This is a genomic window from Streptomyces sp. NBC_01017, from assembly GCF_045162795.1.
In the GTDB taxonomy this organism is placed as follows: Bacteria; Actinomycetota; Actinomycetes; order Streptomycetales; family Streptomycetaceae; genus Streptomyces; species Streptomyces machairae.
Genome location: NZ_CP108683.1, coordinates 10,817,731 through 10,841,778, shown reverse-complemented (window position 1 = coordinate 10,841,778; position 24,048 = coordinate 10,817,731). Strand labels below are relative to the sequence as shown.

Genomic DNA, 24,048 nt, shown 5'->3' with positions numbered 1-24,048 from the left:
AGAAATTTGATGATTGCAGATTTCGCCGATTCCGAAAGAGAGCCACCGATGAACGATTGCGGAAATGGGATTGTCCCTCTAGATTCCGAAGTAATGTGCTCGGTATCCGACGGCAGCTCGGCTCGCCACCGACGGGTAAGTCGCCAAGAAGATCTGCTGGCGCTCTTGTCTGCGTGCGATGCCGTGGTACCGCAAATTCCCAATCTCACCTGGATCGGGGATCTGCAACAGGGGGATGGGGGTAAGGGCGCCATGGTAGATCGGCTAGCGCCCTTTCATCACATCATCGTGCGCGTTCAGGGAGGAGAAAATGCAGGGCACACAACCTCGTTCATCAACGAGAAGAATGAGACTGTTGTACTGAAAAACCATCTCATCCCTTCCGGTCTCCGACACCCTGGAACGGTGGGAGTCATTACCGGGGGCGTCCTCGTTAATCCCGAGAAGCTCCTCACCGAGATTGATGAAATGGACTCCGAAGGGTTTGATGTTTCGGGTAGAATTTTTCTTAGCGACCGCGCTCACCTGGTCCTTCCAATGCACCGTCTTGTTGACCATCTGCAAGAGGCAAATCGGGGTCAAGAAGGGGCAATCGGGACCACCAAACGGGGAATCGGCCCGGCGAACGTCAGCAGGGCCAATCGGACTGGGGTACGGGTTTGCGATCTTGAGGACATGGAAACTGTCCGTCTCCGATTGCAAGAAAATGCCCGTCTTTTTGGGCTGCCGTCCGGCTCTGTGCATGAAAATTACGCATGGTTGTCGACGTTTCGGGATAAAGTGCTCGCGATCGCCGTCGACTCGGTCCGCCTTCTGGAAGTCGCCACAGAAGAAGGATATTCGATTCTATTTGAGGGTGCGCAGGGTCCGCTTATTGACATAGACCACGGAAACTACCCCTTTGTGACTACGTGTCCAACCACATTTCATGCCGTAGGGAGCAGCACGGGAATCGACTCCTCGCAAATCCATCACAGGATAGGGGTCCTCAAGACGTATCAAACGATGGTGGGGAATGGCGCGTTCGTAACTGAGGACACCGGAGCCCTAGGTGACAGGCTACGGACGGTAGGCAAGGAGAGCGGGACGACCACAGGCCGGCCGCGCCGCTGCGGATGGCTCGATCTCCCCCATGCGCTCTGGGCCTCCAGACGCAATAAGTGTACAAGTGTCGCCCTGACAAAGCTCGACGTGCTGGATGAATTCTCCAGCATTGGAGTTTGTACTGGCTACGCTTACCACGGGGAAGAGGATCTGGAATTCAGGCCGGACGAAAAGTACCTAAGTGAATGCACTCCGATCTATCGATTCTTTCCCGGATGGCTCACTTCGACAAACGGTGTAGCCCGGTATAGCGAGTTGCCGGTGCAAGCACAGAATCTAGTTGACTATATCTCGGACTACCTGAATTTGCCTGTCAGTTCGGTCACTACAGGTCCACGAGATCAGGATATACTTGTTCGGCCTGGGGGAGAAATTGAGACCATCTACTCCTCCAGAAGTTCCCGGAGAGATATCCCGGTGAAGGAACGAGTAGTAGTTTTTTGCGGAGCGGCCGAAGGCGGGCGTCCTGAGTTCCAGCAGATGGCGGCTGAGCTGGGTATCGAGTGTGCGAAGCAAGGAATATCAGTCGTGTACGGCGGAGGTGGTTCGGGGATCATGGGATCTTTGGCCGACGCTGTCCTGGCAGCAGAAGGGGAGATCATTGGAGTGACTTTGGATGAGCCCATAGTTCGAGAGCTTACACGGTCGGGCCTAAGTGAGCTGATAAGTGTCCCCGATATGCACGACCGCGGCCTTCGTATGCAGAGTCTGGCAGATGCATTTATCGTGCTTCCGGGAGGCTACGGTACATTTCAGGAACTTCTCTACACCATAACATCGGCCCAGCTAGGTCTGCATAGAAAGCCTATCGTGCTCTTGGATGATACCGGTTATTTTGAACCATTCTTCGCCCTCCTCGAGCATGTTCGCTGCAATGGTTTCATTGACGCAGGCAGTCAATTGGCGGTCCGTGCGACGACAGTGAAGGACGCTCTGCGTATTGCCTGTCAATCTAGTAACTCCTAGTGGCCCCGTGATCCGGTTTATGCTGGCTCGCGCTATTGTTGACGAGTTTCCTTAGTTCGTCTGGACGACGCAGACCCTGACGAGGATCTCGCCGGGCCGGCAGTCACGGTCCAGATGAAGGGTTTGGCGTTCACGTTCCACGAGTCGATATAATCGCGGATCTTTGTTCAGAACATGGACGCTGGAGAAGGTCCCGCGGCGGATTACCTGTCGAGTGATGATCTCGAATTGAATCTCATTCTGGTTCAGCGATGGGGGCGAAGTGTCCGCAGCGGCATCATGTGCCTTCCCGCTGCCGCAGGTCGGCCGGTTCGGCAATGCCCTTGCGGCGACGCCCTCGCCAGCCACAACATAATGCGGGCCCGAAGGGCCACATCGGTCCAAGCATGCCGATCCGCCTCCAACTTCCGCATCCACGGCCTGTTCAGAGGAGAGGTCATCCATGTCAGGCTCAATGAGACGAAGAGCTTCAGCTGACACCAACGAATCACGGGAAACTAATGTCGCACTAGTGGAGAAACCGGCTTTTGCTCACGTTTTGGCCGTCGACGGGATATCACGAAGTCTTGCCCGCCTATGGTCACCACAGCATAAAGTGATAGCAGAGAGGCTCTTCTGGGTCGAACTTCTGCGTGCCCAGCAGGAAGCAGGTCTTCTGGTTCCAAATGCCGTCATACGTGAGTACGAGAAAAACATCTTCCAGGTCGATCTTGACTCAATTGACAGGCGTGAGCGTATCTGCCGGCATGATGTCAAGGCTCGCATTGAAGAGTTCAACGCTCTTGCTGGCCACGAGTACATCCATAACGGTCTTACAGGACGTGATCTGGACGATAATATCGAGCAAGCTCAGATTCGCTCGAGTTTGCAGATATCTCGCACGCGAAGTGCTGATATATGTCGCATACTCGACGCGTGCCTTCACTCGGCGGGTTCCGAAAATTGGCCGAATTCCCTTGATGAGTCAAGGATTCGCGGCATACAGAGTGAAGTGGCTCAGGCGCAACTGCGAATCGATAATTTTCTCACCAGATACCCATTGCGTGGAATCAAAGGACCTGCAGGGACTTCGCAAGACATGCTGGATCTCCTCGGCGGAGACAGAGGCAAGCTAACAAATATGGAGAACCGCTTGGCCGCCTTTCTGGGCTTTACAAGGGTGCTAACCAGCACGGGTCAGGTCTACCCACGGTCACTCGATCTGGAAGCCCTCACGCTGCTGGTCCAGCTAGCCAAGATTCCGGCTAGGGTGGCGGATATTTTGCTACGTTATGTGGCTCCACGGGCCAGTTCGGAGGGGATAACTTTTGATCAACATGCCGCGCTTGAGGTTGTAGACCTCGGCATACTCCTACGCGGTTACACAAATATGATCAGCCAACTCGCGGGTGATCAATGGAACGAGGGTGACGTTTCCTGTTCGGTCGTGAGGCGAGTTGCCATCCCAGGCGCATTCTTCGCATTCGATCGAAGTGTAACGATGTTTAGCATGATCGTCAGCGAATCCTGATCGCGGTCGCGTCCCATTAGCCTCGGCACTTCATGACGGTCCGTTGGATCTCTTGAGTTCTATCGGTAGTTCGTTAAACCCGGCCAGGGCGGCAAACGCGACTTCACCACCGACGCGCCCCCGGCGAAAAATGGTCGGCGACATCACCTACATTCCCACCTGGGAGGGCTGGGTACTCCTTGCCGCCGTCATCGACTGCTACACCAAGGCCGTGACGTGAGTCCGAGGGGCGCCAGCGGCCGAGCCGTGTCTCGCCCGTGATGGCGCAGGCCCTCGGCGATGTTGTCCCGTTCCGCCCGGGCGGAGCGTGCCGATCGCCGGGTTCCGCAGGGAAGCCGTCGCCCGCAGCTCACTGCCGGTCCGCACACACGCGGTGTCCTCCCCAAACGTGACGTTGCTGACGTGGTGCTCACGATTCTCGATTGCCCAGTGCCGGCGGACGCGTTTCCGCCGGGTCAGCGGCTGTTGCCTGGTGAACCGCCAGGCTGGTGACCGCGTGGACGCGCTGGAGCGTCACCGTCCCGCTGCGCGCCGTGCGCCGCCGGCGGACGATCTGCAGCGCCTGGTCGACGTGCGGGAACGGCAGCCTGGGCACGGTGACGGCCTTCAGGCAGCGGACGGTGTGCTTTTTGGTTCCTCGGCGCCTTCTGGTCCTTCCGCAGCATCGCCTCGATGAAGCCCTTCACCGGCCCCAACACGCTCTGCCTTGGCGGCGGCTTCGGCCCTGACCCAACGGCACCCGGCGTTCCACCCCGTCACCTCCCATGTAACCCACCTGGAAGCCCTCGACCCTCGCCGGAGCCCCCGCCCTTCTCGACCGGATTCTTGAGCCGCTCGCGGGTGAGCATGACTTCGAGCAGGCGTCGTACTCCACGGCTCGGGACTATGTCCGCAGGCGCCGCCCGCAGCTGGAGCTGGAGTCCAAGGAAGGACGCCGGCATCTCGAAGGGATGGTGCCGCAGGAGAAACGGCCCGGCGAGGAGGCGGAGGTCGACTGCGCGGACGTGTGGCTGGATCCGGCCGGGCAGTGTCGCAAGTGCGTGCTGTTCACGTGCAGATGTCCTACTCGGGCAGGACTGTGCTCCGGGTCTATGCGACGGCCTCGCAGGAGGCGTTTCTAGAGGGGCATGTCGAGACCTCGGACTGACTTGACGAACCCGGACACAAGATCACCCCTCAAAGACCCTGCGTTGATCAGCACGTCACGAACGGCTTCACGGAAATCCTGGCTGAGCCCACGTCCGCACCGCCGCCCGGGAGCGACGCGATCTGTGCCCGACATGCTGTCCGCCCGGAACGCGGGGGCGGGGCTGCGCCGCATTAGGTTACGGGGAAACGGCTCATCCGGCCGGCTGAGGATGCAAAGAGCGCGAGAGGTGCAACGTGGAGAAAGTTTTCGTGGACCTCCTGAAGTGTCCTGGTCGACCGGCATCGATGGATAGAAAGCGCTGCGGTCAGAACCCTTTGGTTTCATGACTGGCCTTTGATCCAAGAGTGAGATAGGCGCTGGCCGGGATACTCATCACACCTCGGCGCTCCGAACAGCAGAAAATATCAGCGAGAAAAGGACGAAAGCATGCGAGTGACGGTTATACGCAATGACGATCCTGGCCATACTGGCTGGCAGGGCGAGATGGATCCGAACGCATCCGACGGAACCTGGGTGCAATTCGACGAGTCTCTTCCTGATGCAATTGCGAGTTTCATGGAAGAGTCCAATGAAATAACATACGATATTCGCAGCACGGACGACAATGGAACATTGCGCATGGGTCTTGCCGTGCTCCAAATACAGGACCGGTGGGTCCAGTTTGGGCAATGGTAGCTGCCCGGAAAGCGCGCCCGCTGGTGGACAGCACCGGTAGCCAGGGGTCGATCACCACAGAGCGCAGCCTCCGGTCACGGCGATGCTTCCGGCGGGGGATCGGCCGGCGCCAGGATCCAGGGGGCCGCTGCCGGCCGCGGGTTCACGGGGTGCGGGCGGGGCGCTCCCGTCCCGTATGCCATCGACCCAGGCCAAGCCGAGCAGACACAGCCCATGGCGTCCAGGTCGTACGTCCGGCAGGGCGCTCCACCTGGACGCCATGGCTCCACATACGTGTGGGTCGACGGCGTACGGGACGGGAGCCGGGTGGGCGCTGCGCTCAGGCCGTCCGGGCAGGTAGGCGCAGAGGGGGGAACTGAGGCCGGCCTCATGGACCGTGAACGGGCCGGCCGTTGCACGAAGGGCCGACGAGTGAGGCCAGTGCGCTGCCCTGGCGGACTTCGGGCGGCCGAGGCATACGGGCTACTGTCCTTTTGCAAGGCTGACTTGGCAGTACAATTCCGCGGCGACTGAGCCGAAGGCACCAGGGCCGCATGAATGACACGCGGAGGCAAAATGCCATATATATACACCTTCAGCATCCCCATGGCCACTGCCCTTACCAATGAGGCAGATAACTGTCTGCAGATTTGCGGCGACGGCACCGGCATCCCCGGCGCCTACGATTACGTTCCCGGCAACGGCCACGACCAAGCCTATTGGTGGGCTTACCTTCAGCAGGCTACCGCTTACCGGAATCTCCCGCAGAACGGGAATCTTATGGCGTCTGACATAGACAACTTCAAGGCGTTCCTGGGGAATCCCACTTTTGACACGCCGAACCAAACGGACGACCCCGGCCGTGAAGCGCGCTTGATCTCCTGCCTGCAGGGTATATTGGGCATCCTCGAATCGGCTGGCCACGCCGCACCACACGGCACGACCTGACCATCGCACCCGTCGCGGCCGTCGTTACCCCCGAAACCGGGATATGCCGATCATAAGGCTGGCGAAGACGAAGGCAGTACCGCAACGAGGTACAGCAACCGTCAATGACTCATGGCCACTCTCAGGGGTCGAACGGCAGCCTATATGACCCCCGTTGACCGATCTATGTAGAGCTACGGATCCGAAGTTGCCCGTGCCCCTGCCGTGGGAACACCGGGCAGTTGCGGTTGCCGGACATGAGAAGGGCCCCTGACCAAAAACCCAGTTCAGGGGCCCTTCTCAGTCAGGGCTCTTGCAAGGTCGGTTTGATCTTGTGATTGTGCTGGTCGGCTGGGGTGTGACCGGAAGCGCCGAAGCTCCGTTGATGTAGGTGAGCTACCAACTCGCCTATAAACAACGGAGCTTCGGTGATTCGTGAGTCTGCCATGCCCGCGTCCGTGCTGTCGTGTTCTGTCGCCCCGTCGGGTGATGGTGAGGCGGAGAGCGTTGATCCGCGCGATCGCCGTGGGCTGCGGTATCCGCTGGTCGCGTTGGTCAGGGCGGCGGCCTGCGCGGTGGCGGCCGGAGCACGTTCTTATGCGGCGGTGGGTCACTGGCTGCGTCGGGCGCCCCAGGACGCTCTGGCCCGGCTGGGGTTTCCGGTCCGTGGTGCGCTGGGGGTGCGGCCGGCCGCGTCGATGGACACAGTCCGCCGGGTGATCGAGCAGTTGCATCCCGCCGGCCTCGCCGTGCTGTTGCGGCCTGCCAGTACAGATCGTGACCGTCCTGTGCGACTGGTGGCGGACGGCAAGAGCGCTAGGGTCTGTCGTCAATGTGATCTTGATTGGTGGATCATGGTCGGGTGATACGTCGCCATGAACTGACCGATGCCGAGTGGGACTTCGTGCGGCCGTTGCTGCCCCGGACGTCGATGGGGCGGCCTCGGCTGGATGACCGGACGATGCTCAACGGGATCGTGTGGAAGTTCCGGGCCGGGGTGGCCTGGCGGGATGTGCCCGAGCGGCTGGTGTGAATTCTCGGCCCGGTTGTTGATCCCTTTGTGGGAGCAGTGCTCGACCGAGGGCATCACCTCACGGTGCGCGGCATCGTAGGAGCGGGCGCTTGTCGGTGACGATCACCCTGGGCACCTGTCTTCAGGAGCCGGCGGAAGAAATGCATGGCCGCAGCCTTGTCACGCCGGTTGGGGACCAGGACGTCGAGAACCATCCCGTCCCTGGTCAACGGCCCGTCACAGGTACTTCTGCACGCCGTTGGTCTTGATGACGTCCTCGTCCAAGTGACCCTTATCCGCCGGGCTGCGGGCGTCGTTGGCGTAGCGCGTTGGCATAGGCCTGGCCGAACTTCGGGCACCACCGCCGGACCGTTTCATAGGAGACGACTACGTCGCGCGCCAGCATCAGCTCCTCGGCCTCGCGGAAGCTAAGGGAGAAGCGGAAGTACAACCACACCACACGACGACCCCCTCCCCGGACGGACAGCCCAAAGATCGTCCCAGCCCCGCCCGGACAGCATCCTTGCTTGCAGGTGCTCGAAAGCGGGAGTTTGATGGAACGAGGAGGTGATTGCAGAGTGTTCGTCGGCCGTGCAGATCCGCTCGCCCAGCTGAGTAACTGTGTGCGAGAAGTGGCCGCAGGTCGGAAGCAGACGGTGCTGCTGGAGGGACTCGCCGGCGTGGGCAAAAGCGCGTTGGTGCAGCAGTGGCTCTCGGACCCGACTGTCGAGCAATTTTCGTCGATCCGCGCATTTTGCGACACAACTGAACAAGACTGGGCATTCGGGGTGGCCGATCAGCTAGCCCGGAGGATTGAACCATACGTCCGGCAAAAAATTCCGTTCCTAGCGGGCGGCATGGCCGGGGCATCACCCGTGGAGATTGGCGCACAGTTGCTGACCGCGCTGGATGATCTTCAGAGTGCCGGCCCGGTGGCGATGGTGATCGAGGATTCGCAGTGGGCGGACGAGGAATCGCTAAAAGCACTGGGATACGTGCTCCGGCGGTTGGAAGCCGATGCAGTGCTGACCGTGATGGTGCTTCGTTCGGGCGAGCGAGACGCTGAAGAACGCGTGGATCAGGTCCGGCGCCTGGCCGGCGCTCAGCAAGGGTGCCACCTGCGGCTCGACGGACTGGGCCGATCGGAGGTGAGGCAGCTCGCGACCCAGATGACCGGGGGGCGCGAGATAACACAGATTGTCGCGGAGCGCCTGTACCGCCACACCGCTGGAAACCCGTTGTATCTGCAGACACTGCTGGCCGAGCTATCGGTCGAGCAGTTGGCTAACGAGCACGAGGCGCTGCCCGTCCCGCCCGGTCTGGATTCGGCGATCCGCTTGCAGCTGAGCGGCCTGCCCGAACCCGCTCGATTCCTGGCCGAGGCCGCTGCGATCCTTGATGCCCGTCTGCCCTTGGCACTTGCTGCCGCCGTCGCCCGCCTGAGCGATCCTGCAGCGGCCCTGGAGCCGTGCCTGGCCGCGGGACTGCTGCGTTGGTGGCCCGACGAGCCCACCACCCCTGTGACGGTCTCGCACGCTCTCCAACGCGACGCGATCCTGGGGGCGATCAGCCCCACTCGTCGCCGCGAACTACACGCCAATGCGGTGCCATTGGTGGCTCGGGATGCCTCTTGGCGGCACAGGGTGGCCGCCGTAGACGGCTTCGACCCCAAGCTCGCGAGCTCCCTGGAGGACGAAGCCGCACAGCTGCTCACCGACCGCCAGGCCGAACGGGCGGCAACGCTTTTGCTCTGGGCATCGGACTTGGCGAGCGGGCAGGCCGAACGAGAACGGCTCCTTCTCCTCGCTGGTGCACACCTGATCTGGGCCGAGAGACTCGCCCGCTTCCGGCCACTACTGGAGAAAGCCGCGCTGTGTGAGCCCACGCCTACCCGTGATCTTGTCCTAGGATCAAGCAAACTCTTGCAGGGAGAATTGACCGAGGGAGAATCTCTGCTGATCCGAGCAGTGCAGGCCACTGAAAGGCTACCTAGCCAGCAATGGATCGCTTCAATGGCAAGCTACTGGCTGGGTATTTCATACATCGCAACAGCAGATGGCCCGAAGTGCGTAGACTCGCAAAAGCGAGCATTGGACTTCAAAGCGTCAGCCGCGGACTACGGATCCCAGCATAAGTCATATTTCGCCTACGGCTGCGGAATGACAGGTGGAGCGGCGGCAGCCGAGCGTGCCCTGCAAGAGATAGCACCGCTGCCGGAAGCTGGGAGCGTGGCACCCTCCGACGCCTTCATTCTCTCATATCGTGGCCTCTTTCGGTCCTACGGCGGGAAGCTCACTCAGGGATCCGATGATCTTTGGGTTGCCCTGCAACTCGCACGGGAGCATTCCATTCCCATCTGGGCGCAGGATGCACATCTCGTGCTCGCCATGGATCAATACCTGCTCGGCGCGTGGGACGATTCCTTGCTTCAGGTAGAGCGTGGCCGCACCATCTCCGTGATGGAGGACAAGCCTTGGGGCATTGCGATGGCTTGCGCTTTCGGGAGTCTTGTCCCTGCTGGACGCGGCGAATGGGAAACAGCCGACGAGCTGCTACGTCAGGGCGAAGAGCTGGCCCAATTCATACCGAATTACTCGATTCCCTGGCAGTCCATCGGCCGTGCCACATTGGCTCAGGCTCGCGGCGACTACGCGGCTATGTATACGGCACTCGAGCCAATGTTCCGACTCCCGGGCCAGGGAATCGTCGAGATGTCCTCAATGTACTGGCAGCCACTGCTCACTGAGGCGTTGATCGGCATAGGCGATTTCGATTCCGCAGAAACAGCACTTGCCCGCCTGGTGAAACTTGCCGAAAATGCGCCCTGCCTGCAAGTCGTATGCGCATTCCTGCGTGGGCAACTCGCCGAGGCTCGAAGTGACACCGATACAGCGCAAATCAGCTACGATCATGGAGTTATGCTCTCCGCCACGACGACCAATATCCCCTTCCACCGCAGCCGTCTCGAGCATGCATACAGTCGTCTGCTTATGAATCTTGGGAAGGACCAAGCGGCCGAGGCCTTGCGGTCGAGCGCCACCAGGCTGTTCGCCAAGCTGGGCGCGAAACCGTTCCTGCAGCGATGCGAAGGCTCACTGAATAATGGGACCGATGCCGGCTTCTCGCCGAGGGCCACTGCTCCCAATCCACTGACGGATCGCGAACACGATATCGCCCGACTTGCCGCCGACGGTCTGACCAACAGGGAGATCGCCAGTCGCCTTTTCGTCAGCACTAAAACCGTTGAATTCCACCTCAGTCACGTTTTCGCCAAACTCGGCATCACAGGTCGTCGAGAGCTCCGCCATCACGAGGCTATACAGCAGTGAGGTTTTCTCAACGAAACTCATCGCCATGCGTTGTTGAGGACGAGGGCGGCCTTGGCGATTGCGCCGATCCGACCGGGGCTGAGCGTGATGCGCTTGAGCGTGCGCCATCGTTCTTTGAGCTCGGCCGCGGCTCGTTCGCCCAACGCGCGCACGCTACGCAGGAGGGCGTTGCGAGTGCGAGTGTCGGGATGAATCCGCAGGTGGGAGCTGCCACGAGGCTTCTTGAACGGGTGGTGGATGCCGATGCCGGCGCCCTGGTAGCCGGCGTCAGCGAGGGTGGGAAGGCCGTCGGCGGCCGCCTTGTACAGGGCGGGCAGGCAATGCGAGCGGGCAGCAGTGATGTCCGGTACCGAACCGGGCTCCCCATCCGACACCCATAACGGAGTGCCGTCCGGAGCGGACACGAACTGCACGTTCGCCCCGAATGCCTTGTGCTTCGCGGAGTACCAGGTGTCCACTTCCTTGCCCGCGGCGTTCAGGTGGACACCGGCGACGCGGTCGGACTCAATCAGCGTGCCGTCCAGGATCAAGTGGTTCATGCCCTGCTGCCGGCACTCGGCGAGAACTCGATGCAGATCCGGGGCCTGCCCGGCCAGGACGTCCACTCCTTCGTGCAGGTAGCGGTAACCGGTGGCCTGCGAGATGCCCGCATCGCGCGCCAGGCAGTGCACGCACGACCCCTCGCGGAACCAGCGCAAGACCAGTACCGCCTGGCGGAACGGTCCCAGTGCCCGCGAGCTTTTCGGCGTGCCGATCCGGCGGCGGTGACCGGCCGGCAAGCGGGCGAGGAACTCCACGACGTGGCGCGGGACATCGAGCATGGCAGCATAGGAAACCAACGTGAAGCCTCTGGAAGTCACGGACAAGATCTTGTGGTGAGACCTGTCCTACCAGGGGCTTCACGCCTGTTCGCAGCCGCCCTCACGCCACGGCGACGGCGACGGCGACGGCGACGGCGACGGCGACGGCGACGGCGACGGCGACGGCGACGGCGACGGCGACGGCGAGATCATTTCGTTGAGAAAACCTCAGTAAGCATTCACATAGGTCGACGTCGAGGATCTTCTAGAGGGCGAGCGGGATGTCGATGTGTCCGAGGAGGACCGTGAGGAGACGCTTGCCTACCAGCGGATGATGACGTACATCCAGACGCTGCACGATGTCCCGGACTTCCGTTACGGCAAGGGGTTTCTCAATGCGCTCCACTGGATGCTGCAGGGGCACCGCAACACCCCGCAGCAGCCGGCGGGGCAGTGGCGACGCGGAGCCGTGTACGTGACGAATGCCCGCGACCCCAGTATCGCGGCGTACACGGCGCCGGACGCGGCTGATGTGCCTGCGTTGACGGGTGAACTTGTCGAGTGGCTGAACACGGACGACGGCAGCCACCCGCTAGTGCGGGCTGCCATGGCGCATCTGCACCTCGTTTCCATCCACCCGTGGGCGGATGGAAACGGCCGCATGTCCCGGTCCCTCCAAACACTCATGATCGCGCGAGAGGGAGAACTGGCCCCCGAGTTCTCCTCGATCGAGGCATGGCTGGGGCGCCCCGGTAACACCTGGGAGTACTACCGCGAGCTGCAGCGTCGAGGAGCCACCTACCGCCCCGACCAGGACGTCTCCGAATGGGTCCGTTTCAACCTCACCGCATACCACCAGCAGGCGCAGACCGTACGCAGCCGCCTGGACCGTTCGAGTCGGGTGTGGCTTCTGCTCGGTGAGTTCGCAGAGGCCCGGGGGCTAGAGGAGAGGGTGGTTTCCGCTCTGCATGACGTGGCGATGTCCGGGAGGGTGCGTCGTACACGCTACGAACGAGCGGAGGACCTGAGCCTGCAGCGGGCCCAACGCGACCTGCGGGACCTAGGCGCGGTTGACGTTCTGACACCAATCGGCCGTACCCGTGCCCGCTTCTACACCGCCGGCCCCGCCTTTCCCGAGTCAGCTCTGGAAGCGGCTCGGACGCCGCTGCCGCTGACCGATCCGTACATCCGCTGAAAGGCGTCTCGCTGACAGCCCCACCGTCCAGTCCCGCTTCATCCGCGACAACCGCCTGGCCGACGCCTTGCAGAACCAAGCGTTCGCCGCCCTGCGCGTCTCCCCCGGCGCCCGCCGCTACTACGACAAGCAACGAGACCGTGAGGACCCCGCCCTCCGCCAGGCCGGCAACCGGCTCGTCGGCATCCTCCACGGATGCCTCAAGACCCGCGCCCACAACGATGAAGCGATCGCCTGGTCACACCACGCTCACCCCCACGCCGCGTGACCTCAAACGACATGGGGTGTCTGAACCACGGATCACTCGCGGCCTCGCCACGTCCTGACCCATCATCACCCGATCACGCCACCGACAACGTGACAGCACCTGTGGGTGGGATCGGAAGGTTTAGGCCAATTGAGGAGCATGGGGAATCTAGCCAGATGAAGTGATCTTACGTCTGGAGAACAGGCGGTTTGTTGTTGGATCATTCGGAATCTGACAGTTCAGGCCAAAGATTCGACACACAAGGCTTTCTGGAACCGGTGGCATCGATGTGAGATTCCGCGGCGGCATCGGCAGACTTTCGCCCGCCGACCCAGTCACGATCTGACCGGGCGGCGTCCTTGAATCACACGGAAAGAAGCACACAATGCGGAACACCGCTCGCTGGTCGGCAATCCTCGGCCTGACCGTCGCCACCTGCGCACCCCTCTCTGGGGCCGCCCTCGCCGCTCCGGCGGCCCCCGCCTCGCTCGTCGCCCCGTCTGCCCTGGTCCTGACTGTGGGTCACGGAGACAGTCTTGCCAGTGCCACCCCGGAACGTGCCGTCACCCTCGACTGTGCCACGACGCCCACCGGCACCCATCCTGCCGTTGCCGAGGCGTGCGCTGAACTGCGTGGTGTCAGCGGTGACTTCGCTGCCCTGACAGCTGGGAACGACGTGCTGTGCGCCAAGATCTGGAAGCCCGTCGTGGTCACCGCCCAGGGCGTCTGGCAGGGCAAGCGCGTCTCCTACGAACACACCTTTGCCAATGAGTGCGTGAAGACGGCCTCTGCAACGAGCGTCTTCGGGTTCTGACGGACCGGGACGTGTAGTTTCCCTGCGCACCTGAAGAGCCCCGCAGCCGGGGCCGGTGCCCTCGTCGCCTGACAGCGCGTCCGAGCGCGGCGCCCTGAGGGGTGTCATCAGCCAGGACTTGCGCGAGATTGCGAGAGCCAGGGCGGATGCCCCAAGATCCCTAAGGCGTTACGGAGTTTGGGGTGCAGACACGTTTGTTGTCCGCGGGCAACAAACGTGGGTGGACCCGCAACGCAGCACGTACGTCCCAGCAATCCGGGATGGCTCCGCCTTCGGTGGCGGCGCACCATCCTCGTCGCTGATGGTCCCGCCCCCTCAGTCAGCGATGCAAGGGCTTGGCTCCTCCCTGTTCCGGGAGGAGCCAAGCCCTTCTGTTGGTGCTGTCATGTTGCCGGAGGCGTGGTCGTCTGAGGATGCATCAGGACGTGCCAGGGCCGGGGCGTCCCCGCGCCGCTCGCCCGGATGCTCCTCACCAGACCCGACACCCTCACGACCGAATATCACGACCTCTTGACCAAGCTCACCGCCGCTTGCCCTGAGGTGCCCCAACTGGCCGTCGGTATCGGTGGCCTCGCCCGGCTCCTGAGGCCTCGCGCAGGAAGTGCAGGACGTGCTCTCGGCCTGGATGCCCCAGGTCCGCGCAGTGGACCTGCCCCACCTGTATGCCGTCACCCGAGGCGTGGAGGAGACTGCGATGGCGTGAACGCCGCGCTCCCGCTTCCGTACAGCAGCGGCCCCCACCGAGGGAGTCAACACCAAGACCAAGCGGATCGCCCGCCAACTGCACGGACGAGCAGGCCTCACCCTCCTCCGCCACCGCATCCTCCCCGGATAACGGCACTCTCCGTTATCACCGAAACTGAGACAGGGCCGTCGTTTGACAGACCCGCTACCTGCGGCGATCTGGCGCAACGACCAGGCCGACCAGTCAGTGAAGCGATCACTGATCGCTTACGACTACTGACCGCAATAACAATCCCTTGGACTCATTCATCTAGGGTGCGGGGATTCCGTCGGCGGGGGCTGGGGGCTGTGGTGCGGTGTAGGGGACGACGGGCCCGTTGCCGTCGTCGGTGGTCATCGGTCGGCCCTCGAGGGCGATGGTGTTTCCTTTGATGACACCGATCTGGGCGCCGCTGTAGCCGGCGTGCGAGGTGCGGCTGTAGTCCAGGGGGACCAGCCCGAAGCCGGGGACGGGGCCGCCTTGTTCCAATGCGGTGACAAGTGACTGGCGGGTCAGGTTCTTCCCGGCACGCTGCAGAGCTTCCACGAAGGAGTAGGCGTTGGCCACGCCGTACAGGAAGTTCTGGCCGAAGGGGGCGTTCGGCAGGTAGCGGTCGTGGATCCTCTTCGCCAGGGCCACCCAGCTGTTGGAGGTGTCGGTGACCTGCGGCAGGTAGACGTCAGTGATGATGCCCTGCATCAGTGCGGGCCCCATCAAGCGGGAGAGATTCGTGGGGTCGGAGGCGTTGGAGTTGATGACCAACTGGGCAGTGTTGCCGATCTGCTCCTGGGCCCTACGCAGCAGGGCCCAGTAGGCCGGGACGATGGCCCCGATGATCACGTCGGCCTTGGCTTGGGCGATGGCTCTTACCTGGGCGTTGATGCCGTCGTAGGTGGGCTGGGCTGCCTCGCGCGCGACGACCTGGGAGGCTGGAATGACCGTGTCCAGGCCCGCGACAAAGTCCTTGCCGGAGGCTGTGCCCTGGTAGAAGTAGGCGATCTTCTTCCCGGGGAACGTCTTTTCGACGTACGTCGCGAGGATCTTGGCTTCGGCGCGGTAGGAGAGCGCCCAGGCGAAGGTATATGGGAGCTTGGCGGGGTCGTTCCAGCCGGACCAGCCCGTACTCGGGAAGAGGTCGGGGACTTTCTGGGCGTTGAGGTAGCCGGCGACGGCCTGGTGGGGAGCGGTGCCGGCACCATTGAAGATGGCAAAGACCTTGTTCTGCTCGACGAGCTGCTGCACCACCGTGAGGGCGTTGGCGGGTCTGTAATTGTCGTCCCGGTAGTCGTAGATGATCTTGCGTCCGTAGACCCCGCCGTGATCGTTGACGTAGTCGAAGTAAGCCTTGGCCGCAGGCGGGATCTCTTTAAGTCCAGGGGAACTCACGCCGGTCAAGTCAGCGTGACTGCCGATGGTGATGGTGGCGGCGGTCACGCCGGGGGTCGGCCGTTCGCCGGCGCCGGCGCTGCACCCCGCCACGGTCAGAGCGAACGCGACCAGCACCGCGGACACTCTCCGACGTCTGTTCATGAAGGTCAAGACCCCCTTGCCGGTGCGTCTGTCAGTCTAGCCCTGGATAGATTCGTCAGCATGTCCGTCTGGTTCGGGCGGCTTCCACAGCGTGGGACGCGGCTTCGCTCAACCCGCGGTCGCCACCAAGCGTTCCGGCGCCTGCATCGACTGCCTCAGTGAGCCTCTTCAGAGCGGCCACCAATCGGGTGACATGCCTGACCGATTTGCCCAGGTCGGCGGCGGCTTCCTTCCTCCTCGAAGTTCCGAGTTGAAAAGGCTCAGTGGCGCGGCCTTCCGAGGTGGCAGGCTCGGCAAAGGAGGCGGCGAACGCTTCGGAACGATCTGCCAGGGCTGACCGGCGTGCCCAGTCAGCCCCATCCCGCCGATGGACGGTCCTCACCGGCTCCAGAACAGCTTCGTCAATCTCCTCATGCCGAAGGCGGGTGACGGTCTGCTGCCTGGCACGCCGCAACGCGAGACAGTGCTGCGGGTCCGGGCCTGGCATCGCTCGTTCGATTCTTTGCACTCCCGGCTCCCGGCTTCATCAGAGGCAGGCACACGTGATCGGCGGATTCGCGGGGTGACCTGGGAGAATGGCATGCGGAGTTGCCGGAGGCGTGTGTCCACGGCTCCGGCGGCTGTTTTCCCAGCTCAGGGGCAATTCGGAGGTCTGGACGCCGCTCATCTTTGGTGGAGGCGGCACGCCGCAGTCCTTGAAGAGTTTCGCCTGGGCGTCGGTGATGCGGGTGGTCTGCTGCAGGCGGCCGGCGGGGCCCGGCGAGGGTGGCCTGGTGGATGCGGCCGATTTCGTTCCTGATGGTGTGCCAGGTGGTACGGGCGCGGCGTTCGGCGACGCGGATCGGCAGCAGGGGCCGGCCGGCACAGCAGCGCGTGGGCGCGTATCCGCTCGTCCAGGCGGTGGTAGACAGGCCGCAGGTAGAGCGTGGACTTCATCGTGCAAGGGAACGCTCCGTTCCAGCACGTTCTTGTACCCAGGTGCGGCGTCCTCGGCGGGCAGGTCCGGGTCGGAGGTGGCTAGTAGGTACTTGGCGTCGCGCCTGGCCTCGGCTGCGACCTGGGACCGGTCGGCGGACAGCCGCCCGGTGGCCGGGGGCTGCGTGAGCCATCGCCTCAGGGTGGGATGGTCACGCAGTGTGCACTCGGCCTTGCGGTGGACGGCGTCGTTCGGCTTCACGGCGCGCTTGGCGGCCTTGGCCGCCTTGTCCTGGCCTTCTTCGCATCCGAGGACCGGGCCTGAGGAATCCTCTCCAACTCATCGACTATCACGCTGAGTTGTTCATCGCGGCGGGCTTGTTCGCGGGCGGCCTCGACGGGGTTGTGGTAGATGATCCAGCGGCGGCCGGGGTCGTCGTCGAGTTGGACCTCCTTGACCCGCAGGTTGTCGCGCAGCTCCTGGTAGCGGCCCTGCCGGGCCAGGGCGGCGGCCGCCTTCTTGCTGGTCTCGCGTATCTTCAGGCCGGTGATGTAGTGGCCGCCGGCGCGGGTGAGGTAGGCCAGGTTGGCCTCGGAGGAGTATCCGGAGTCGGCGACGGTCACCACGCGGCCCAGCCGCCAGGACAGCAGATCGTCCTTGCCCTGCCCGATCACGGTGGTGTCGGAGGTGTTGCCGGGCCAGACCCAGCAGCGGACCCGGATGCTCTCGCGGGTGACCGTGAACTCGATGTCGATCTGCGGCAGGTCCTTGCGGTGGTCCTTGGAGTGCCCCGGACCGGCGAAGCGCCTCATCACCCGCCTCTGCGTCCTCGCGGTCGCGCTCGAACAGGTGCTGGTGGTGTCGGAGAAGATCAAGTCGACTTCGGGGTTGAGCAGGTGGGCGGCGGCGAAGAACACCGCTTCCTGCACGGCGCCTTGCGCGTCGCCCTCGATGGGCAGGTCCATCGCGCGCAGGGCCTGGTTGTTGCCGTCGAGTTCGGGCAGGCCCGTGTGGCGACGTCGCGGCCGGCCCTTTCGCCGGCGGCGAGTTTCGAGCCCGGAGTGATCGCGCGGTTAGCGACCGGAGTGAACAGCATCGCTCGACGTCAGTGCGGAATCGGCGTCCATCCAGCGCCTGGGGCGAGCGCGGTATCAATGCCGAGCAGCTTCCACAGCTGATCCAGCACCCAGACCGCGCCGATCGGACGGGAGGACTCCACCTGCAGCGGGCCGGCCTCGGCGCCCAGCGGCGCCGCGACATCGTCGTCCTCACCGAGGTAGCGGTTCGATCGAGGCGACCAGCCGACGCAGAGCGTCCAGGTCGAGGCGGTCATGGCGGCCCAGGTTGACCAGTACCTCGGCCTGCGTCTGCCCGTCCATCCGCCGGTTGTTGGCGAGTTGGACGTACCGCACGACGCTGGCGTCCTTGTTCCGGCGGCGGGTCTTCCGCAAGTACACGCCCGCACACTTACACAGACAAGCAGTCCACGGCTGGACCAGAGCAAAATATCGTGTGCCCGCGCTTCCACGGCTTCCCAGCGGGCCGTGCCGCGCTGACTTGTTACGACACCGCCTCGGAACGGCTCATGTGCCCGTCAACTGATGAACTCGGGGACACGGCCGAGGAGAAGACACAGACGTGGCAGACGAAGTACGCCCTGCGCGCGGGAGTTGAGGGCACCGTCAACCAGCGGTGCGAAGGAGTGGCGTGTGGAGCGGCTGCCCGACGGCACCGAACACCGGACTGGGGTGTGGATCGCCAACCATAGACAACGCCGCGAACGCCTCGCCCGAGCACAGCTCACCGCACTCGCCGGACTCGGAGTCGAGTGGGCGCGGCGCTGATGGTGATGAGGACTGTGCTGGCCACGGGCTTGTGAGTCCGCGTTGCCAGTCGGCAGCCGTGACGTGCTGGCGTCCGCCGCTCAGATCAGCGATCGCGGGGCTCTTCGGGAGTGTCACGTGGTAACCGTCCAACGCTGCTATTGCCGGAAGTGAGCCCGAGCTGTTCGCCCCGAGTCCTGTGTTGGGTGCGCCTTTGGGTATTTCACTGACTTGTGCGGAGTCGGAGGTGGAGGGGCTGGGTGTGGGGCTTTCGCTGGTGGTCGGGGTGCTGGTGGTCGGGGTGCTGGTGGTGAGGGTGTAGTCGTGGGTGTCGGTCTGTCCGGCGGAGTCGGTGACTGTTGCGGTGAAGTCGGTGGTTCCCGCGGTGGTGGGGGTGCCGGTGATGTTGCCGCTACCGGTGTCCAGGGACAGTCCGTCGGGGAGTGCACCTGTGGTGATCTCCCAGGTGTAGGGGGGAGTACCGCCCTTGGCAGTGAGAGTCTGCTGATAGGCGGTGCCCGTGGTGGCGCCGGTGAGAGTGGTAGTGGTGATGCTGGGTTGAGGCGGGGCATCGGTGACGGTAATACCCAGCCCGGCGCTGCCACTGAGGGCGGGCTCGGAGCCATCGGTGGCGGTCACCGTGAAGGTGGCATCCCCCGCCTTCTCGGGGGTTCCGCTGATGATGCCGGTCTCGGGGTCGAGGTTCAGACCGGCGGGCAGGTCACCCTCGACCGCCCACGTGTAGGGGGCGGTACCGCCCTCGGCGGTGAGAGTCTGCTTGTACGCAACACCGACGACGGCCGGATCGAGATTGTTCGTGGAGACGAAGACCGTGCCGGGCTCGTGGACGTCTATAGCAATGTCGGCGGTAATCTGCTGGCTGGGTACAGCGCTGTCGGTTGCCTGCACGCTGACCGTGTAGGAGCCGGGCTCCGTGCCCGCGGGAGGCGTACCCGAGATCGTGCCATCGTCAGCCACTGCTGCCCAGGTCGCCGCCTGGGCACCAACAACCTCGGGCGTGGCACTCTCGCTGGGCTCGACAATCTCCCAGTGGTAGTCGGGGGTGCCGCCGGAAGCCTCCAGCATCGCGGTGAACGGCTGGCCGGCGACGGCGTCGACCGAGGTGGTGACGACCGTGAGCGGGATCGGCGCTACGACCTGGAGTGTTACGGCCTCGGCGGTGCTGCTTTCCAGGTTGTTGGGGTCGCCGCCGTATGTGGCGGTGATGGAGTGTTCGCCAGGGCTGCCGGCGGACCAGGTCAGGGAGGCCTGGCCCTCGTCGTTCACATCGGCCGTGCCCAGGGCGGTGGTCTCGCCGTCGAAGAGGTCGAAGAAGGTGACACTCTCGCCGGGATTGTAGCCAGACACCTCGGCAACGAGTGTCACATCGGCTCCGGGCAGCACCGGACTGTCTATGGGCAAGACCTTCGTCGTCGTGACGGCCTTGTTCACAGTAAGGCTGAACTCCTTGCTTGCGGACTGCTGCAGGGCGCCGGAGCCGGAGTCCGTGACTGTAATGGTGAAAGTGCTGCCACCCGCGGCAGTGGCGGCGGTGGGCGTGCCGGTCAACTCCCCTGCCTCGCTCAGGGACAGCCCCGCCGGCAGACTGCCCGGGGGGACGCTGTACTTGTAAGGCCCGCTCCCGCCCGCGGCGGCAAGGGTGACTCCGTTCCCGTCTGCGTAAGGGCTGTTCACCGTGCCCGCAGGGAGATCCCTCCCGCTGGTGATCGCGAGTTGCTTCAGGACTTGGAGTGTTACGGCCTCGGCGGGGCTTTCCAGGTTGTTGGGGTCGCCGCCGTATGTGGCGGTGATGGAGTGTTCGCCAGGGCTGCCGGCGGACCAGGTCAGGGAGGCCCGGCCCTCATCGTTCACATCGGCCGTGCCCAGGGCGGTGGTCTCGCCGTCGAAGAGGTCGAAGAAGGTGACACTCTCGCCGGGATTGTAGCCAGACACCTCGGCAACGAGTGTCACATCGGCTCCGGGCAGCACCGGACTGTCTATGGGCAAGACCTTCGTCGTCGTGACGGCCTTGTTCACAGTAAGGCTGAACTCCTTGCTTGCGGACTGCTGCGGGGCGCCGAGGCCGGAGTCCGTGACTGTAATGGTGAAAGTGCTACCACCCGCGGCAGTGGCGGCGGTGGGCGTGCCGGTCAACTCCCCTGCCTCGCTCAGGGACAGCCCCGCCGGCAGACTGCCCGGGGGGACGCTGTACTTGTAAGACCCGCTCCCGCCCGCGGCGGCAAGAGTGACTCCGCTCCCGTCTGCGTAAGGGCTGTTCACCGTGCCCGCAGGGAGATCCCTCCCGCTGGTGATCTTGATTTTCGCAAAAACCTGGAGCGTGAACTCCTTGCTTTCGGAATCCTTCAGGGTGCCGGAGCCGGAGTCGGTGACCGTAATGGTGAAGGTGAAGGGGCCGTTACCCACGGTGGGGGGCATGCCGGTGAGCTTCCCGGTGCTCTCGTTCAGGGACAGCCCTTCCGGCAGACTGCCCTTGGTGACCCTGTACGTGTAGTCAGGGCTGCCCCCTCCAGGGGAAGCCACTTCGGTGGCAGGGTAGTCCTGCCCCACCACTGCATCGGGCAGCGAATCCGGAAACGACACCGCCAGCGGCCCCGCCACGAGCACCAGATTATGGCTGGAGGCGGCCAGAGCCGTGACCCTGCTCAGCCCCTCTGGGACACTGTCGTTGTCGCCCCAGGGGACGACGGTGCCATCCGCCCTCAACGCCAGAATTTGGTTCTCGCCGGCGGCGATGGCGGTGACCCCGCTCAGCCCCTCTGGGACACTGTCGTTGTCGCCCCAGGTGACGACGGTGCCATCCGCCTTCAACGCCACACTGAGGAAACGGCCGGCGGCGATGGCTGTGACCTTCGCAGTCGCGGCATTCTTCAGGCCATCCGGCACATCCGACTGCCCGCTACCGTTGTCGCCCCAGGCGACGACGGTGCCATCCGCCTTCAACGCCAAACTGTGCTTTGTGCCGGCGGCGATAGCGACGACCCCACTTGCGGCTTCCTCCGGGACCTCATCCTGGGCGCCGTTGGCGCCCCAACTGGCGATGGTGCCGTCCACCTTCAACGCCATACTGATGTAGAGACCAGCGGCGATGGCGGTGGCCCCACTCAGTCCCCCAGGCACATCCGCCTGATGGCCAATGTTGTCACCCCACGCGACGACGGTGCCGTCCGACTTCAACGCCAGACTGTGGTTGATGCTGGCGGCGATGGCGGTGACCCTGCTCAGCCCTGCTGGCATGGCCCACTGCCCGTCATTGTCGTAGCCCCAGGCGGCGACGGTGCCATCCGCCTTCAACGCCAAACTGTGGGTGCTGCCGGCGGCGATGGCGGTGACCCCGCTCGCGGCTTCCTCCGGCACGGTCGCCTGCCCGGCGCTGTTGCTGCCCCAGGCGGCGACCTTCGTGCTGGCTTTCAGCGCCAGGCTGTGTCCGCCGCCGGCGGCGATGGCCGTGACCCCACTCAACCGCTCTGGCACAGCCGTCCGCCCATAGACGTCGTTCCCCCAGGCGACGACGGTGCCGTCCGACTTCAACGCCAAACTGTGCTGTGCGCCGGCGGCGATGGCGGTGACCTTCGCAGTCGCGGCATTCTTCAGGTCGGCCGGCACGGCCCACTGCCCGTCATTGTCGTTCCCCCAGGGGACGACGGTGCCATCCGCCTTCAACGCCAAACTGTGGTCAAGGCCGGCGGCGATGGCGGTGACCTTCGCAGTCGCGGCATTCTTCAGGCCATCCGGCACAGCCGACTGCCCGCTACCGTTGTCGCCCCAGGCGACGACGGTGCCATCCGCCTTCAACGCCAAACTGTGGTGCACGCCGGCGGCAATGGCGATGACCTTTGCGGTGCCGGCGTCCTTGAGGTCGGCCGGCACATCGCTGCCATCGCCCCAGGCGACGACGGTGCCGTCCGCCTTCAACGCCAAACTGTGCTCTACGCCGGCGGCGATGGCGGTGACCTTCGCAGTCGCGGCATTCTTCAGGTCGGCCGGCACGGCCCACTGCCCGTGATTGTCGTAGCCCCAGGCGACGACGGTGCCATCCGCCTTCAACGCCAAACTGTGGTCGTAGCCGGCGGCGATGGCGGTGACCTTCGCAGTCGCGGCATTCTTCAGGTCGGCCGGCACAGCCGACTGCCCCTGGTCGTTCCAGCCCCAAGCGACGACGGTGCCATCCGCCTTCAACGCCAAACTGTGGTGCACGCCGGCCGCGATGGTCGTGGCATCGCTCAGCCCCGCCAGCACATCCGTCTGCCCCTTGTCGTTGAGGCCCCAGGCGACGACAGGGCTGGCCGGTGCAGCCGAGGCGACGGGGGCTGCGCCCACGACCAAGCCGGACACGGACAGGACAACGGCCAGGAACAGAGCAAGAAGCCTTCCCGGCCCCGCGGGGACGGGCGGGGGTCGGAGCTGAGGACCGCGAGACCGGCCCGGCGCCCTGTCCGGAGAGGAAGACCCAGGACACATCACGCCAGTGCGTGCGGCCGAAACCCCACGGCGCTGCGACGCCCCACGGCCTTCTCTGGATGTCCAGCCGGTTTTCATCATTGTCAGCCAAACTTTCTTGCAAATTGACCTGACTGGCCATGCCGCAGGACCGCGCTCGTGCAACGGAACTCCCCAGGCGATGCTCGATCACTCCGGGCCCCCAGAATTCCCTACCGCCCTCCCCCTGCATCTGCCCTCCCGGCCCACACGCCAGGCACACTTGCTGCCCGCCCACTCGCCCGGGCGTGAGTGGTTACGGCTCGGGTGACCGGGGGGTGACGTTTCCCCAAGGCCGGGTGGTTAGCGTTTCCGCAGGTCACGCCATGGTTTCGCCATCTGGGTGTTGGCTGTGGAGCGGCCCATGCGGACGATTCCTCTCCCGGCGGCGAGCGAGTTGCCGATAGGCGGCGACGAAGGTGATGTCGTCGAGGAGTGCGGCGATCTCCCTTGAGCGCCACTGGCGTTCGGGGTCTGCCGGCAGGATGGCCAGGACTCGTGCCATGCGGCTGCCGGTCCTGCCGTTGCCGGTGTTCTCCCGGACGGTCGTCGCGGGCAGCGCGGGCAGCGCGGGCTCCGGCGACGGGGGGCGGCAGGAGAGTGATCGTCGTCGAGGTCACGCCCTGGCTGCCGTCGGGGCGGCCGTCAGGTTTCCTTTCCGCGTAGCGGGAGACGGGTGACTTCACTTTGCGGGTGCTGACGCGGGTCTCCGCCGTGCAGGCGCAAGGGCCGACAGGACTCGGCGGCCGATCTCCCCGATGCCCTACTCGAAGAGTCCTTGCGCACATACCCAGCAGGTCACGTGTGGTTTGGAGGGCGAGGGTGAAGCCGGGAGCGGCCGGCGGTGCCC

General features: G+C 64.1%; 18 protein-coding genes and 3 pseudogenes. 12 read left to right on the top strand and 9 right to left on the bottom strand.

Annotated elements, in window-relative coordinates; translation table 11 throughout:
- Positions 1–9 precede the first annotated feature (9 nt).
- The 3 genes and pseudogenes from OG331_RS49610 to OG331_RS49600 all read left to right on the top strand — a co-directional run.
- The gene (locus OG331_RS49610) at positions 10–2,070 is read left to right on the top strand and encodes a TIGR00730 family Rossman fold protein (RefSeq protein WP_406209511.1); all 2,061 of its coding nucleotides are present in this window, start codon (positions 10–12) and stop codon (positions 2,068–2,070) included.
- 511 nt (positions 2,071–2,581) lie between these two features.
- Complete coding sequence (locus tag OG331_RS49605; protein ID WP_406191238.1) at positions 2,582–3,580, top strand: hypothetical protein; 999 nt, start codon at positions 2,582–2,584, stop codon at positions 3,578–3,580.
- A gap of 93 nt (positions 3,581–3,673) precedes the next feature.
- A pseudogene (locus OG331_RS49600) lies at positions 3,674–3,794 on the top strand (IS3 family transposase); the annotation flags it as partial.
- 195 nt (positions 3,795–3,989) lie between these two features.
- Here OG331_RS49600 and OG331_RS49595 read toward each other — a convergent pair.
- Positions 3,990–4,175, bottom strand: coding sequence for a hypothetical protein (locus OG331_RS49595; protein ID WP_406191240.1), 186 nt, complete (start codon positions 4,173–4,175; stop codon positions 3,990–3,992).
- Between the two features lie 981 nt (positions 4,176–5,156).
- Here OG331_RS49595 and OG331_RS49590 point away from each other — a divergent pair.
- The 4 genes from OG331_RS49590 to OG331_RS49575 all read left to right on the top strand — a co-directional run bounded on the left by OG331_RS49590 (position 5,157) and on the right by OG331_RS49575 (position 7,344).
- Positions 5,157–5,405 (top strand): hypothetical protein, encoded by a 249-nt coding sequence (locus tag OG331_RS49590; protein ID WP_406191242.1) that lies wholly within the window; start codon positions 5,157–5,159, stop codon positions 5,403–5,405.
- Positions 5,406–5,990: 585 nt separating this feature from the next.
- Positions 5,991–6,332 carry a hypothetical protein gene (locus tag OG331_RS49585; protein WP_406191244.1) on the top strand — a complete coding sequence of 114 codons (342 nt, stop codon included), beginning with the start codon at positions 5,991–5,993 and terminating at the stop codon, positions 6,330–6,332.
- Positions 6,333–6,757: 425 nt separating this feature from the next.
- Entirely contained in the window at positions 6,758–7,177 is a 420-nt protein-coding gene (locus tag OG331_RS49580) for a transposase family protein (protein WP_406191246.1), read from the top strand.
- Positions 7,178–7,242: 65 nt separating this feature from the next.
- On the top strand, positions 7,243–7,344 hold the full coding sequence (locus OG331_RS49575; RefSeq protein WP_406209647.1) for a transposase: 102 nt from the start codon (positions 7,243–7,245) through the stop codon (positions 7,342–7,344).
- Here OG331_RS49575 and OG331_RS49570 read toward each other — a convergent pair.
- Positions 7,330–7,819: pseudogene (locus OG331_RS49570) on the bottom strand (IS6 family transposase); the annotation flags it as partial. The gene OG331_RS49575 and the pseudogene OG331_RS49570 sit on opposite strands and share 15 nt — an antisense overlap.
- A gap of 37 nt (positions 7,820–7,856) precedes the next feature.
- Here OG331_RS49570 and OG331_RS49565 point away from each other — a divergent pair.
- Positions 7,857–10,652 carry a helix-turn-helix transcriptional regulator gene (locus tag OG331_RS49565; RefSeq protein ID WP_406209650.1) on the top strand — a complete coding sequence of 932 codons (2,796 nt, stop codon included), beginning with the start codon at positions 7,857–7,859 and terminating at the stop codon, positions 10,650–10,652.
- Positions 10,653–10,669: 17 nt separating this feature from the next.
- Here OG331_RS49565 and OG331_RS49560 read toward each other — a convergent pair whose 3' ends face one another.
- Positions 10,670–11,491 (bottom strand): transposase family protein, encoded by an 822-nt coding sequence (locus OG331_RS49560; protein WP_406209652.1) that lies wholly within the window; start codon positions 11,489–11,491, stop codon positions 10,670–10,672.
- 250 nt (positions 11,492–11,741) lie between these two features.
- Here OG331_RS49560 and OG331_RS49555 point away from each other — a divergent pair, with 250 nt between their 5' ends.
- The 4 genes and pseudogenes from OG331_RS49555 to OG331_RS49540 all read left to right on the top strand — a co-directional run.
- Entirely contained in the window at positions 11,742–12,647 is a 906-nt protein-coding gene (locus OG331_RS49555; RefSeq protein WP_406191247.1) for a Fic family protein, read from the top strand.
- A 67-nt stretch (positions 12,648–12,714) separates the two neighbouring features.
- Positions 12,715–12,915 carry a hypothetical protein gene (locus tag OG331_RS49550; protein ID WP_406191249.1) on the top strand — a complete coding sequence of 67 codons (201 nt, stop codon included), beginning with the start codon at positions 12,715–12,717 and terminating at the stop codon, positions 12,913–12,915.
- Between the two features lie 364 nt (positions 12,916–13,279).
- Complete coding sequence (locus OG331_RS49545; protein ID WP_406191251.1) at positions 13,280–13,708, top strand: subtilase-type protease inhibitor; 429 nt, start codon at positions 13,280–13,282, stop codon at positions 13,706–13,708.
- Positions 13,709–14,152: 444 nt separating this feature from the next.
- A pseudogene (locus tag OG331_RS49540) lies at positions 14,153–14,543 on the top strand (transposase); the annotation flags it as partial.
- 159 nt (positions 14,544–14,702) lie between these two features.
- On the opposite strand, the gene OG331_RS49535 reads toward OG331_RS49540, so the two are convergent.
- From OG331_RS49535 to OG331_RS49510, 6 genes are all read right to left on the bottom strand, one after another.
- Entirely contained in the window at positions 14,703–15,962 is a 1,260-nt protein-coding gene (locus OG331_RS49535) for an ABC transporter substrate-binding protein (RefSeq protein ID WP_406191253.1), read from the bottom strand.
- A 1,173-nt stretch (positions 15,963–17,135) separates the two neighbouring features.
- Positions 17,136–17,843 carry a transposase gene (locus OG331_RS49530; RefSeq protein ID WP_406191255.1) on the bottom strand — a complete coding sequence of 236 codons (708 nt, stop codon included), beginning with the start codon at positions 17,841–17,843 and terminating at the stop codon, positions 17,136–17,138.
- Between the two features lie 140 nt (positions 17,844–17,983).
- Entirely contained in the window at positions 17,984–18,211 is a 228-nt protein-coding gene (locus tag OG331_RS49525; RefSeq protein WP_406191257.1) for a hypothetical protein, read from the bottom strand.
- Entirely contained in the window at positions 18,147–18,335 is a 189-nt protein-coding gene (locus OG331_RS49520; protein WP_406191259.1) for a hypothetical protein, read from the bottom strand. Before OG331_RS49520 ends, OG331_RS49525 begins: the two co-directional genes overlap by 65 nt.
- Positions 18,336–18,560: 225 nt before the next feature.
- The gene (locus tag OG331_RS49515; RefSeq protein ID WP_406191261.1) at positions 18,561–23,039 is read right to left on the bottom strand and encodes a putative Ig domain-containing protein; all 4,479 of its coding nucleotides are present in this window, start codon (positions 23,037–23,039) and stop codon (positions 18,561–18,563) included.
- Between the two features lie 478 nt (positions 23,040–23,517).
- Positions 23,518–23,703, bottom strand: coding sequence for a hypothetical protein (locus OG331_RS49510; protein WP_406191263.1), 186 nt, complete (start codon positions 23,701–23,703; stop codon positions 23,518–23,520).
- Positions 23,704–24,048: the final 345 nt, after the last annotated feature.

Bases quoted from the DNA above. Each gene is read 5' to 3' on its own strand.
- OG331_RS49610 (WP_406209511.1), top strand. From the start codon at position 10: ATGATTGCAGATTTCGCCGATTCCGAAAGAGAGCCACCGATGAACGAT.
- OG331_RS49590 (WP_406191242.1), top strand. From the start codon at position 5,157: ATGCGAGTGACGGTTATACGCAATGACGATCCTGGCCATACTGGCTGG.
- OG331_RS49575 (WP_406209647.1), top strand. From the start codon at position 7,243: ATGGGGCGGCCTCGGCTGGATGACCGGACGATGCTCAACGGGATCGTG.
- OG331_RS49530 (WP_406191255.1), bottom strand. From the start codon at position 17,843: ATGGACCTGCCCATCGAGGGCGACGCGCAAGGCGCCGTGCAGGAAGCG.
- OG331_RS49525 (WP_406191257.1), bottom strand. From the start codon at position 18,211: ATGACCGCCTCGACCTGGACGCTCTGCGTCGGCTGGTCGCCTCGATCG.
- OG331_RS49580 (WP_406191246.1), top strand. From the start codon at position 6,758: ATGCCCGCGTCCGTGCTGTCGTGTTCTGTCGCCCCGTCGGGTGATGGT.
- OG331_RS49510 (WP_406191263.1), bottom strand. From the start codon at position 23,703: ATGGCACGAGTCCTGGCCATCCTGCCGGCAGACCCCGAACGCCAGTGG.
- OG331_RS49585 (WP_406191244.1), top strand. From the start codon at position 5,991: ATGGCCACTGCCCTTACCAATGAGGCAGATAACTGTCTGCAGATTTGC.
- OG331_RS49535 (WP_406191253.1), bottom strand. From the start codon at position 15,962: ATGAACAGACGTCGGAGAGTGTCCGCGGTGCTGGTCGCGTTCGCTCTG.
- OG331_RS49545 (WP_406191251.1), top strand. From the start codon at position 13,280: ATGCGGAACACCGCTCGCTGGTCGGCAATCCTCGGCCTGACCGTCGCC.